We start from the raw sequence: 12,532 nt of genomic DNA on the forward strand, positions 1-12,532 counted from the left end.
ACGATTCGGCGACACGCGGCTCGTCGACGTCTCATGTGGCCATTTAGGTTGCAATGGTCTTAGCTCGACCGAGCACCAATGCCAGTGGCCGATCTCCTACTTGGTGATGACGAAGCCCGGATAACCGTTCTTGGCGAGGTCCTGCAGTCGATTGACGTACTCCGACAGCGCCCCGACGTAGGCCACGTACACCCGCTTGCGCGGCTTGGTGCTGGGGTCGTTCTCGTCGACGAGGTTGTCGCCGAAGAAGATCGACTTCGCCGTGGACATGAGGCCCACCAGGGCACGTTCCTGGACCTCTTCGCTCCACGCGGCCTCGGCTGCGGGATCGGCCTCGACCCGGGCGATCTGCTCGTCGAAGATGTAGTCGACGAACGCGGTCATCCACTCTTGTACCTTCTCGGCGCACCGAGGACCGTTCCCGTGGCCGCCCTTGCCGTGCGGTCCACCCATGATGAACAGGTTCGGGAACCCCGAGACCTGGACCCCGAGGTAGGTGACGGGGCCTTCGGCCCAGGTCTGTGCGAGCTTCTTTCCCCCCAGACCGGTGATGTCGATGCGCTTGAGCGCTCCGGTGAACGCCTCGAAACCGGTGGCGTAGACGATCATGTCGACCTCGACGTCTCCCTCGGCCGTGCGGATCGCGGTTTCGGTGATTTCCTCGATCGGGTTGTCCCGAATCGACACGAGGTCGACGTTGTCGCGGTTGTAGGTCTCGTAATACCCGGTTTCGCACGGCACCCGCTTGGAGCCGTAGTAGTGGTCGGTGGGAATCAGTTTCTCGGCGGTGGCGGGATCGTCGATGCGTTGGCGCAGTTTGGCGCTCAGGAAATCCGACCACTTCTTGTTGGCATCCACGTCGGTGCCGATGTCCTTGGGCAGGCCGATCCACTTGCTGAACCCGTGTCCGCTGTAAGCGGCCTCGAACCGTTCCAGCAGCGCGTCGTCGTCGTAGGCGGTGGTGGGGGTGGGATCCCAATCGTGCAAGAAGCCGCTGAAGGTGTTCTGCAGCTCGTCGAACATGTCTGGATAGCGCGCCCTGATGGCACTCATCTCGTCGGTGCTGATGGGACCGTTGTTCAAGGGAACCGCCCAGTTCGCGGTGCGTTGAAAGACGGTGAGATGTCCTGCTGTCTTGCCGATCTCGGTGATCGCCTGCACTCCGGTAGACCCGGTGCCGATGACCGCGACGCGCTTGCCTTCGAAGCTCACCTGCCGGTCGCGGGGCCACAGGCCGGTGTGGTACGTCTCGCCCTTGAACCGGTCGATGCCCGGAATGCGGGGGTAGATCGGCGCGGAGAGCACGCCGGTCGCGGTGATGACGACGTGCGCGGTCCGGCGCTTGCCGTCCTCGGTCAGCACCGTCCAGTCGTTGGTGTCGGGATCGAAGTCCATCGACGCCACCCTCGCGTTGAGTTCGATGTCCTTGCGGAGATCGTAACGGCGGGCCACCTCGTGTAGATATTGTTCGAGTTCGGGCTGGCCGGCGAAGTATTCGCTCCAGTCCCATTCCTCGAGAAGGTCCTTGGTGAAGGCGTACTGGTAGCTGTAGGTCTCCGAGTCCAGGCGGGCACCCGGGTAACGGTTCCAGAACCACGTTCCGCCGATGTCGCTGCCGGCCTCCAGCACGCGCACGGACCGGCCCGCCTGCCGCAGCAGGTGGAGTTGGTACATCCCCGAGATACCCGCACCGATGACGATGACGTCGAAATGGTCGACGGCGGTAGAGGGTTCGGCGGTGACGTCGAGTTCTGCCTGAGTCATGTTGAGTTCATCCTTCGGTCTGAACGGGAGCCACTCCTGCACCGCGGAGGGCGACGCTGCTGAGGGTGCGCGTACCGGCGGCACCACCGAGTGTACGCCCCTTTTCATACAGTAACACCATTACGGGAGTCGCCGAACACAACTAGACCGGACGGCGATGTTTCGGCCGGCGGTCGCGAAACGTCGCGTGCTTACATCGAGACGGTGCCAGCAGCGAGCAGCCACTGGAGATCCAATTCGCGGACCAGGTCCCGCTTGATCACCTTGCCGCTGGCGGTACGCGGAAGGGGCTGCCGCACGACCGCGACGCGGGCGGGCACCTTGAAGGCGGCGAGCCGCTCGCCGGCGAAGGACGTCAGCTCGGCTGGGGAGACCTCGACGGGTGCGTCCGCGGCGAGCGACACCACGGCCACCACTTCCTCCCCGAGGGTGTCGTGAGGCGCACCGAGTACTGCGGCCTCCACGACCGCGGGATGCCGTTCGAGCACCTGCTCCACCTCCAGGCACGACACGTTCTCGCCGCCACGGATCACGACGTCCTTGAGCCGGCCGACCAGGTAGATGAACCCGTCCTCGTCTCGTCGGCCGAGGTCGCCGGTGAGGAACCAGCCGTCGACGAAGCTCTCTGCGGACACGCCGCCCTGGTACCCGTCGATGACCTGGGGGCCGCGCACGGCGACCTGGCCTTCGTCGCCGGGGCTCACTGATTGGTGATCGCCGTCGACGATGGCCACCTCCACCGTCGGCAGCGACCGACCGACGCTGGTGGGGCGCGCGCGCAGATCCTCACCCGAGATGGCCACGATCCCCGAGGTGGTCTCGGTCATGCCGTAACCGGTCCGCGGCGTGACCGATCCGCCGAAGACGTCGTCGATGGCAGAGATGAGCTGTTGCGGTGCGGCGCCTCCGCCCATGCCCAGCGAACGCAGGCTGCCGAGGTCGTGGTCGGTGTCCCTGGCCGCGGCGAGGAAGGTTTGCACGACGAACGGAGCTCCGGAGATCTCGGTGACCCCCTCGTGGTCGACCAGCCGCACCGCCTCGTGGGCGTCCCACTTGTACATCAATACCAAGGATTGTCCGGAGTAGAGCGTGTTGTACATGGTGTTGATGCCGGCGATGTGGAAGAAGGGGAAGGTGACTAGCTTGCACGCCGCAGCGGGTGGAGACACCACCGGCGCCGCACCGGGCTCGGCTGCGGCGATTTGGACGGCTCGGATGAGCTTGTTCAACAACGACGCCGAATGGTTTTGGTGCGTGTGCACGACAGCCTTGGGTTTGGCGGTAGTGCCCGAGGTGAACAGGATCGTCGCCGGGTCATCCGGTTCGACACTCACCTCGGGAACGGTGGGCGTCGACGAGCGGTCGGCGTTGACCAGAGCGTCGTAGTCGCCGACACCGTCGGGGAGCTGCGTGGCGCGGACCCCGACCACGGGGATGGACACCTGGCCATGGACGAAGTCGACCCGTGCCTGGTCGGCGATCAGGACGTCCGGGGTCGCGTCGTTGAGTAGGTCGACAAGCTCGTCCTGGCGTAACCACGCGTTGAGCGGCACCGCCACCGCACCGATGATCTGGGTCGCAGCGAAGACGAACACGAACTCCGGGTAGTTCCGCATCGCTATCCCGACACGGTCGCCCTTGCGGATGCCGTAGTGCCCGGTGAGCAGCTGGGCGACCCGCGCCGTCTCGGAGGCCAGTTCGGCGAAACTCCAGCGCTGCTGCTCGTACACGATGGCCACGCGGTCACCGAACCCGGACAGCGCCAGGAAGGCGTCGCGCAACGTCCGGGGTTCGCGATCGAAGACCTCCACCGTGTGACCGGCGCGGTGGCGTTGACGCAGCGGGAACGTTCCCTGTGGGCCGGTCAGCAGAGCCAAGCGGTCTGCGTCGCTAAGAGCCATGATGCGATCCTTGTCGATGAGGTACGTGCAGCTATGGCGCACGTGATTCGAGCGCGCCGGCGCGGTGCGAGTGCGCGGACGCCTAGAGGTCGATGCCGCCGCGCTTGACGAGTTGTTTGGCGATGACGCCCTTGAGGATCTCGTTGGTGCCCTCGCCGACGATCATCAGCGGAGCGTCCCGGAAGTAGCGTTCCACGTCGTATTCGGTCGAGTAGCCGTAACCGCCGTGTACACGCACCGCGTCGAGTGCGACTTCCATCGCCGCCTCCGAGGCGAACAGCTTCGCCATGCCTGCCTCCATGTCGCAGCGTTCGCCTGCGTCGAATTTCTCCGCCGCGGTGAGCAGCAGCGCACGCGCGGCCGACAGCTTGGTGGCCATGTCGGCCAGCATGTTGCCGACCGCCTGATGTTGCCAAATGGGCTTGCCGAAGCTCTCGCGGTCCTGCGCATACTGCAGGGCGTCGTCGAAGGCGGCGCGCGCCACACCGGTGGCCCGGGCGGCCACCTGCAGTCGGCCGACCTCCAGGCCCTTCATCATCTGGGCGAAGCCGACGCCTTCCTTGGTGCCGAGCAACGCACTCGACGGGACGAGGCAGTCGGTGAAGTTCAGTTCGCAGCTCTCCACGCCCTTGTAACCAAGTTTGGGCAGGTCCTTGGAGATCGTGTATCCCGGCACCTTCTCCACGAGCAAGATGGACACGCCCGTGTGCGACGGTTGGGCGGCGGGGTCGGTCTTGCAGAGCAGCGCAATCAGATCCGAGCGGCGCGCGTTGGAGATCCAGGTCTTGCTTCCATTGATGAGGTAGCCGCCGTCGACTGGGCGGGCGGTGGTACGCATCGCCTGGAGGTCGGACCCCCCGCCGGGTTCGGTCAACGCCATCGTGGCTCGCAACTCACCGGAGGCCATCCGTGGAAGGTAGGTGTCCTTTTGTTCTTCGGTGCCGAAGAGGAGCAGGAGTTTGGATACCACGGTGTGTCCACCCATGGCGCCGGCCAGGCTCATCCATCCGCGCGCCAACTCCTCGGCCACCTGGACGTAGCACGGCATCGACACCGCTCCGAAACCGTACGGTTCTGGGATGGACAGCCCGAAGACGCCCATCTCCTTCATGGTCTCGATGAGCTCTTCGGGATAGGTGTTGGCATGTTCGAGCTCGCGGACGACCGGTTTGACTTGTTTGTCCACGAAGTCGCGGACGGTCTTGACGATCGCTTGTTCTTCAGAGGTGAGTGTCATGTCGTGCTCCTCGGTCCGTTGTGCGTCCACCCGGCGTCATGCGCGGGCAGTCTGGTCGATGATTCGCTGGGCCCGGGAGAGTACTGGCGCGTCGACCATCTCGCCGTCCACGGTCGTCGCCGAGCCCGCGGGGTCTGCGGCGGTGAGAATCGTCTGTGCCCAGGCGACTTCGTCCGCCGAGGGGGCGGTGGCGTCGTGGACGGCCGCGACTTGGGAGGGGTGGACGCAAAGCTTCGCGGTGAATCCGAGCGTCCGCGCGTGGGTCACGTCGTCGACCAGTTGCCGGCGGTCGGTCAGCGCCGTGGTGACTCCGTCGACGGGTCCGGGTAGCCGCGCCGCCGCCGACGCGAGTACCAGTGCGCTCCTTGCGACCAGCAGGGCCTGCCGATCGGTAGGGTCAACGCCCAGTTCGGCGGCGAGGTCGATGCTGCCGAAGGCCAGCCGTTGGACACCGTCGGCCATTGCCAGCTCACGCGCGTTCGACACGCCGCAGGCGGTCTCCACCAGCGGCACCACGCTGATGCCGCTGCGCGCGAGGCGCTCCAGGAGTGCCGGATCCTCCGCCTTGGGCACCATCGCAGCCGTTCCGTGTTCGCACATCATGTCGAGATCCGCTTCGTACCAAGATGTTCGCGATCCGTTGATCCTTACGACCGCGGTCTCACCGGCCGCCAGCCAAGCCCGCGCGTTCTCGCGAGCCGCGTCCTTGTCCGCGGCACCGACCGCGTCCTCCAGATCGATGACCACCAAGTCGGGGCCGGCGGCCACCGCCTTGGCGAAACGGTCTGGCCGATCGCCGGGGACGAACAGCAGCGAGCGCGCGGCACGAATCGCGTCGCTGGGGTGTGCCGTCATCGATAGGTGACCGTGGCCGACGCGTGGATCGTGTCCTGGCCGGACACCACGGCGAGTTCGGCGCCGCCTGCGACAGGCGTTCCTTGGACGGTGACCCGATCGCCGAGGAACACCGGTCGCCGCAAGCGGAAGTCGAATGACGCCGGAATGCGTTCGTGCTCGGATGCGTGGACGAGGTTGGCCATGTAGATGGCCAGCAAGGGGCCGTGTACGACGAGATCGGGGAAGCCTTCCTCGGCGCCGGCATAGCGTTGGTCGTAATGGATGCGGTGCGCATTGGAGGTCAACGCGCTGAAGCGGAACAGCACCGTGGCGTCGATGTGCGGTGTGTGATGCCACGCCGCCGGGGGTGCGGTCGCGCCCGCCGACGCCCGTGCGAACGCCGAGGATCGCTCGGACTCGCTGCGGTACACCAAGTCTCGCTCTTCCTCCAGCACGACCGTGCCGCCTTGGCGGAACGTTTGGCGGATGGTGACGAAGAGCATCTCGCCCGAGCGACCGTGCTTGACGACCGCCGAGGCCAGTTCGGAAAGCCGTTGTGTGCGTTCGCCGATGACCATCGGAGCCTTGATCTCCAACCGTCCGCCGGCGAACATCCGCCGCCGCTGCGGCATCGGTGGCATGAAGTGTCCGTCGGTGGGGTGGCCGTCCGGGCCGAGCTGAGAGGTGGCGGGCCAACTCGGGAAGTACAGCCAGTGCCACAACAGCGGCAGGGCGGCGCCGTCGACGAATGCGTCGTCGAGGTCGAGCGTAGCGCCCAGTCGCCGAGCCGGTTCCGCGATGATCGAATCCTCGACCGCGACGGGCCCAGGCCGCCACGTTTCGACGAGGTCGGACAGCTCGTAGGTGTCATCGTTTGCGACGCTCACGTCAGCTCCCTAAGTTGGCGGGTAAGTCGGCAGGATCGAGCCCGAGCTCGGCCAGCACCGCGGCAGTGTGGTCTCCGACGGCGGGAACTGCGCCCATGACCGGCTCGACTCCCAGGTCGATCGGGGGCAGCAACGCTCGGATCGGCCCGTTCTCGGTGTCCACCTCACGCCAGCGGTCACGGCCCGAGAGCACCGGATGGTCAAGGAACTCCGCGACGGTGTTGACCCCTGCGTAGGCCACTCGCGCCGCGGTGAGCAAGGACTCGAGGTGACCACTGTCGTGTTCGGCGAGGGCTGCCGAGACGATTGCGTTGAGCTCGTCTCGGTGCGCGACGCGCTGAGAGTTGGAGACGAACCGCGGATCGGTGGCGAGCGCGGGCCACGCCAACACGTGATCGCAGAACCTCGCCCATTCGGGCTCGTTCTGGATCGCGAACAAAATGGTGTGACCGTCGGATGCCTGGTAGGGGCCGTACGGGGCGATCGTGGCGTGCTGCGCTCCGAACCGCCCCGGCTGCCGACCGGCGCCTGCGGTGTAGTGCGCGGGCTGGCCCACCCATTCTGCGAGGGCCTCGAACAAGGACACCTCGATGGAGGCGCCCTCACCGGTCACCTCACGCCGGTACAACGCCGCCAGTGTGGCGCTAAAGGCGTACATGCCCGCGGCGATGTCGGCAACGGACACTCCCACCTTGGCGACGTCGTCCCCGGTGCCGGTCAATGAGACGAGCCCGGTCTCGCATTGCACTAGTAGGTCATAGGCCTTGCGGTCGGCCCACGGTCCGTCGCTGCCCCATCCGGTGATGCTCACGACGATCTTGCGGGGGTCTCGTCCGCGGATGGCCGCCGCCGATAGACCTAGCCGGTCGGCTGCGCCCGGCCCGAGGTTCTGCACCACGACGTCCGCGTGCTCGACGAGACGTGGGAGCATCGCGCGACCGAGGTCTGACTTCAGGTCCACGGCCACCGACTCCTTCGAGCGGTTGAGCCAGACGAAGTAGCTCGACAATCCTGCGACTGACTCGTCGTACTGGCGGGCGAAGTCTCCGGTTCCGGGCCGTTCCACCTTGATCACCCGGGCCCCGAGATCAGCCAACTGGCGGGTGGCGAACGGAGCAGCCACGGCATGCTCCAACGACAACACCGAGACACCGGTTAGTGGGTGCAAGTGGTCCTCCATGTCAGGTCAGCGACCTGCCAAGACTACGCGCCAATCATGTTCCATCACAACTTACCGTTACCACGGATGCAGCCATGCGCGGCAGGCGCAGCCTACCGCCACGCAGCCCCCTGGCCGCCAACGGTCAGGGGTTTTGGTCGTCATTGAGAGCCGAAATACCCATCGCGGGAATGTGATTGGGGTAGACAATCTACGACAGGATGTGCGACCTCGACGGCTCGGGATCGTGCACTATGCGGCCGTCCTCCATAGTAGGTGCATAGTGGTCTTCGAGTGACTTTCAACACCAGTGAGTAGCGTCCCCCGTGACAGCGGCGGGCGCGGCAGCGCATCGGAGGTTCAACGTGGCGGCATCGGCAGACTTCGACCTCGTCGTACGCGGGGGCACCGTCTACGACGGCACCGGCGCCACGGGCGTAACCGGCGACGTCGCCGTGCGTGACGGCGTCATCGTCGCAGTCGGACGGGTCCCGGGGCGGGGCACGGAGGAGATCGACGCGCGCGGGCGTCTGGTGACGCCCGGGTTCGTGGACGTCCACACCCACTACGACGGCCAGGTCGTGTGGTCGGACCGTTTGACACCGTCGTCGTGGCACGGCGTGACGACGGCGGTGATGGGAAACTGCGGTGTCGGTTTTGCTCCGTGCCGCCCGGAGGACAGAGATGCCCTGGTGGCCCTGATGGAGGGCGTCGAGGACATTCCGGCGGCCGTGATGCACGAAGGGCTGCCCTGGCAGTGGGAGACCTTCGAGGAATATCTGGACGTGGTCGCCGGCACTCCACGGGACATCGACGTGTGTGCCTTGGTGCCGCACGCCCCGATCCGGGTGTTCGTCATGGGGGAGCGCGCATTACGCCTGGAGCCCGCCACCGCCGCCGACGTCGAGCAGATGCGGTCGATCGTCGCCGAGGCGGTCCGGGCGGGCGCGTTCGGTGTGTCGACGTCGCGGACGGTCGCGCACAGGAATCGCGCCGGTGATCTGACGCCCACCCTGCTGGCCCGGGAGTCGGAGATCGTCGGACTGACTCAGGGATTGGCCGACGCCGGCCGCGGGGTGTTCGAAGTGGTGGGGGAGTTGAGCGACGCCGAAGTCGTCGGCGAGTTCGAGATGATTCGTCGGGCGCTTCGACGATCGGGCCGGCCAGGGCTGTTCAGCTTGCTGCAGAGTGGTTCACAGCCCGACAAGGACAAGTGGCGCGAGCTGATGGCGTTCGCCGACGACGCCATCGCCGAGGGTGTCTCGCTACGGCCCGTGGTGGCCCCACGGTCGATCAGCCTGCTCCTGGGACTGGAAGGAAGCCAGCACCCGTTCTCGGGCACGGAGACCTACGCCGACATGGCGCATCTCGGCCTGCCCGACCGGCTAACGGCCTTGCGCGATCCCGACGTCCGGGCGAGGATCCTGCAGGAGGACCCTACCGAATACAGCACGTTCCCGTTGATGAGTCGCATCTCGTATTCGAACATGTTCAGATTCGGTGATCCGCCCAATTACGTTCCTGCACAGTCGGAATCATTGGCGGCCATCGCCGGCAGGCAAGGACGAACACCGGCGGAGGTGGCCTACGACGTCTTGCTCGAACGCGACGGGATGGGCTTCATCTACGTACCGTTCGCCAACTTCGCCTCGGGTGACCTGTCGGTCTGCGAGGAGATGCTGTCCAACCCCAACGCCATCATGGGGCTCGGTGACGGAGGGGCTCACGTGGGGTTCATCCTCGACGCCGGCTTTCCGACGTGGTTGCTGACCTACTGGGTCCGCGACCAACGCCGGTTCTCCGTGGCCGAGGGGGTTCGCCGCCTCACATCCGACACCGCCGACAGCGTCGGGCTGACCGATCGGGGGCGGATCGCGGTGGGCCTGCGCGCCGACCTCAACGTGATCGACCTCGACGCCTTGACCTTCAGTGGTCCGTTCGTGGGGTACGACCTGCCGGCAGGGGGGAAACGTCTGCTGCAGACGGCGACCGGGTACGTGGCGACGATCGTGGCCGGCGAGATCACTTATCGCGACGGGGTCGCCACCGGGGCCCGGCCCGGCCGGCTGGTGCGATCTGGCGAGGTGGGCTGAATGGACGTCGTCGAGGTCGCGCAGGGCCGCATTCGTGGGGCGTGCGTCGACGGGGTGTGGTCGTTCAAGGGCATCCCCTACGCCGCACCCCCGGTGGGCCCGTTGAGGTTCGCCCGGCCGCATCCGGCCCCGACCCACGTCGGGGTCCTCGAGGCGACGACCTACGGGCCCACCGTCGCGGCGCCGCCGCAACGCTCACCCGCACTGGCCGGTCTCATCGCCGATTCGTCCCGCCCCGGCGGGGACGCGCTCAACTTGAACGTGTGGACCTCCGCTCCCGGCGGGTCTCAGCTACCGGTGCTGGTGTGGATACACGGCGGCGGCTTCCTCACCGGAAGCGGGTCGACCACCGCCTTCGACGGCAGCGGGTTCGCGCGAAACGGCGTAATCGTGGTGACGATCAATTACCGACTCGGAGTCGAGGGGTTCCTGTGGCTCGACGGCGCGGTGCCCAACCGCGGTCTGCTCGATCAAGTCGCGGCGTTGACCTGGGTGAAGGAGAACATCGCCGCCTTTGGTGGCGACCCCGAGTCGATCACCGTGGCCGGAGAGTCCGCAGGTGCGATGAGCGTGCTGACCCTGGCGACGATGCCGGCGGCGAAGGGGCTGTTCAGGCGGGCCATTGCGCAAAGCGGCGACGGCCACCACGTGCACTCGGTGGGCGATGCGCAGCTCATGACGCTCGAGCTGAGCGCACGGCTGGGGGTGCCTCCGACCCCGCGGGGCATCGAGGGAGTCAACCTGGCCGACCTGCATCGGGTGACCAACGACGTGGTCACCCGGGTGACCAGCGGCACCGAGCCGCGCTTCCGCGCATTTCGTCGCCTCGCTTTCCAACCCGTCGTCGACGGGGAGATCCTCACCGCGCACCCGGTCACCGCGGCGCGAGCGGGCGCCACCAACGGCATGGAGCTGCTCATCGGGACCAACGCCGACGAATACGGCTTGTTCACCGCACCCACCGGGCTGGGCGACCGGATGACTGCTGACATGCTGCGCAGCAGTGTGGACAGACTGGTCGACGACGACCCGCTCGGTCTGATCGCGCGGTACCGCGCGGAGATGCCCACCGCAAGCGCAGCGCAGCTGTTCGTGGCCATCCAGTCGGACTGGTTCTGCAGGGTACCCACAGTGCTGTACGCAGACGCGAGACGAGACGCCGGTGCGGACTGCTTCATGTACGAATTCACTTGGCGGCCAACCACTTTCGGAGGTCACCTGGGTGCTTGCCACACCCTTGAAATCCCCTTCGTGTTCGACACCTTGAAGGATCCGTGGGGCGGTGCGCTCCGCGGGCGAGACGCACCCCAAGAATTGGCCGACCAGATGCACACTGCCTGGACGAGCTTCGTGACGCGCGGGCACCCCGGGTGGGAACCCTACGGCGCGGCACGACGGGTACGGCAGTTCGACCTGCCTGGCGCCGTCGTCACCGACCCGCACCCGTGGCGACGCGCGGCCTGGGAGGGCCGCATCTGACACGCGGTGTCGCGCAGCATGGGTCGTCCTACGGTCAGAGTTCCAAGACCAGCCGCGCCGAGCGGGAACGGGACACGCACACCAGCATGGTCTCGTTGCTCGCCTGCTCCTCTTCGCTGAGGACGGAGTCGCGGTGGTCGGGTTGACCGTTCAAGACCACGGTTTCACACGAGCCGCACGTACCGTCGCGGCACGAACTGGCCACCGGAACGTCGTGGTCGTCGAGCACGTCGAGGATGGACCGGTCTGCGGGGATGGATAGGACGTCACCGGTGACGGCGAGTTCGACTTCGAACGCCTCGTTCTGAGCGCCGACGACGGCCTTGGCCGTGAAACGCTCGATGTGCAACGCGCCCTTGGGCCATGTTGCGCACTTGGCCTCCACTGCGTCCAGCAGAGGTTCGGGCCCGCAGCAGTAGACCACGGTGTCGGGGTCCGGTGAGCCCAGCAGCGCGGCTAGGTCGATGAGGCCGGCCTCGTCCTGCGGGATGAACGTGGTGCGGTGGTCGCCGAACCGGGCAGCGAGTTCGTCGCGGAACGCCATGGTGTTGCGAGACCGTCCGCCGTAATGCAACTCCCACTCGATGCCGGCGTCGGTGGCGGCGGCCATCATGGGAATCAGCGGTGTGATGCCGATGCCTCCGGCGATGAACAACACCTTCTTGCCAGGGACGAATTTGAAGTGGTTGCGGGGTCCTCGAATCCCCAACTGGTCGCCGGTGCGCAACGAGTGGTGGATGTAGGACGAGCCGCCACGGCTTTGCGGTTCTAGGAAAACCGCCACGCGGTAAGTCGAGCGGTTGGCGGGGTCGCCGCACAGCGAGTATTGGCGGGTCACGGCGTCGGGTAGTACCAGGTCGACATGAGCTCCCGGCGCCCACTCGGGAAGTGCCTCACCCATGGGGTGGGACAGCTCGAGCAGGACGACCTCCGGGGTCAGCACCTCACGTCGAGTGACGTCCAGGGTCATCTCGACTTCGGCGGTCTCACCACGTAGTCCACTCATGAGTTAGCTCGTTTTCTGTCGTCTCTATTGTGTTACTAGATTATAGCGGTCGGCGGCGCAAAGACCAGCCGGGCGCCAGCGGACGCGATCGGATCGCGCTGCCCAGGTCAGATGGGTGATCGACCGGCGGCGGCCAATGTTTGTCCAGTGATGAAGAATGCGTCGTCGG

General features: G+C 66.4%; 9 protein-coding genes. 2 read left to right on the plus strand and 7 right to left on the minus strand.

All coding sequences use genetic code 11. From position 1 onward, the window contains the following. Window positions 1-96: 96 nt before the first annotated feature. The 6 genes from G6N60_RS27345 to G6N60_RS27370 form a co-directional block, all read right to left on the minus strand. The gene (locus G6N60_RS27345; RefSeq protein ID WP_163744714.1) at window positions 97-1,764 is read right to left on the minus strand and encodes a flavin-containing monooxygenase; all 1,668 of its coding nucleotides are present in this window, start codon (window positions 1,762-1,764) and stop codon (window positions 97-99) included. A 191-nt stretch (window positions 1,765-1,955) separates the two neighbouring features. After that, on the minus strand, window positions 1,956-3,665 hold the full coding sequence (locus G6N60_RS27350; RefSeq protein ID WP_163744716.1) for a class I adenylate-forming enzyme family protein: 1,710 nt from the start codon (window positions 3,663-3,665) through the stop codon (window positions 1,956-1,958). Between the two features lie 82 nt (window positions 3,666-3,747). Beyond that, complete coding sequence (locus G6N60_RS27355) at window positions 3,748-4,902, minus strand: acyl-CoA dehydrogenase family protein (RefSeq protein WP_163744718.1); 1,155 nt, start codon at window positions 4,900-4,902, stop codon at window positions 3,748-3,750. A 36-nt stretch (window positions 4,903-4,938) separates the two neighbouring features. Next, window positions 4,939-5,757: an HpcH/HpaI aldolase/citrate lyase family protein gene (locus G6N60_RS27360; RefSeq protein ID WP_163744721.1), complete on the minus strand. Its 819-nt coding sequence runs from the start codon at window positions 5,755-5,757 to the stop codon at window positions 4,939-4,941. Beyond that, entirely contained in the window at window positions 5,754-6,626 is an 873-nt protein-coding gene (locus tag G6N60_RS27365) for an HTD2 family dehydratase (RefSeq protein WP_246241387.1), read from the minus strand. Before G6N60_RS27365 ends, G6N60_RS27360 begins: the two co-directional genes overlap by 4 nt. Window position 6,627: 1 nt before the next feature. After that, a complete protein-coding gene (locus tag G6N60_RS27370) occupies window positions 6,628-7,806 on the minus strand; it encodes a CaiB/BaiF CoA transferase family protein (RefSeq protein ID WP_163744723.1) in 1,179 nt (392 codons plus the stop codon). 344 nt (window positions 7,807-8,150) lie between these two features. Between G6N60_RS27370 and G6N60_RS27375 the strand changes: the two genes are divergently transcribed. After that, complete coding sequence (locus tag G6N60_RS27375) at window positions 8,151-9,878, plus strand: N-acyl-D-amino-acid deacylase family protein (RefSeq protein ID WP_163744725.1); 1,728 nt, start codon at window positions 8,151-8,153, stop codon at window positions 9,876-9,878. After that, window positions 9,879-11,357 (plus strand): carboxylesterase/lipase family protein, encoded by a 1,479-nt coding sequence (locus G6N60_RS27380; RefSeq protein WP_163744727.1) that lies wholly within the window; start codon window positions 9,879-9,881, stop codon window positions 11,355-11,357. 34 nt (window positions 11,358-11,391) lie between these two features. Here the strand turns inward: G6N60_RS27380 and G6N60_RS27385 are convergent, their stop codons facing one another. Continuing rightward, on the minus strand, window positions 11,392-12,363 hold the full coding sequence (locus tag G6N60_RS27385; protein ID WP_163744729.1) for a PDR/VanB family oxidoreductase: 972 nt from the start codon (window positions 12,361-12,363) through the stop codon (window positions 11,392-11,394). Window positions 12,364-12,532: the final 169 nt, after the last annotated feature.

The sequence above is a fragment of the Mycolicibacterium madagascariense genome, from assembly GCF_010729665.1.
Classification (GTDB): domain Bacteria; phylum Actinomycetota; class Actinomycetes; order Mycobacteriales; family Mycobacteriaceae; genus Mycobacterium; species Mycobacterium madagascariense.

Coding starts and splice junctions, on each gene's coding strand:
- G6N60_RS27355 (WP_163744718.1), bottom strand. CDS start 4,902: ATGACACTCACCTCTGAAGAACAAGCGATCGTCAAGACCGTCCGCGAC.
- G6N60_RS27360 (WP_163744721.1), bottom strand. CDS start 5,757: ATGACGGCACACCCCAGCGACGCGATTCGTGCCGCGCGCTCGCTGCTG.
- G6N60_RS27380 (WP_163744727.1), top strand. CDS start 9,879: ATGGACGTCGTCGAGGTCGCGCAGGGCCGCATTCGTGGGGCGTGCGTC.
- G6N60_RS27385 (WP_163744729.1), bottom strand. CDS start 12,363: ATGAGTGGACTACGTGGTGAGACCGCCGAAGTCGAGATGACCCTGGAC.
- G6N60_RS27350 (WP_163744716.1), bottom strand. CDS start 3,665: ATGGCTCTTAGCGACGCAGACCGCTTGGCTCTGCTGACCGGCCCACAG.
- G6N60_RS27370 (WP_163744723.1), bottom strand. CDS start 7,806: ATGGAGGACCACTTGCACCCACTAACCGGTGTCTCGGTGTTGTCGTTG.
- G6N60_RS27345 (WP_163744714.1), bottom strand. CDS start 1,764: ATGACTCAGGCAGAACTCGACGTCACCGCCGAACCCTCTACCGCCGTC.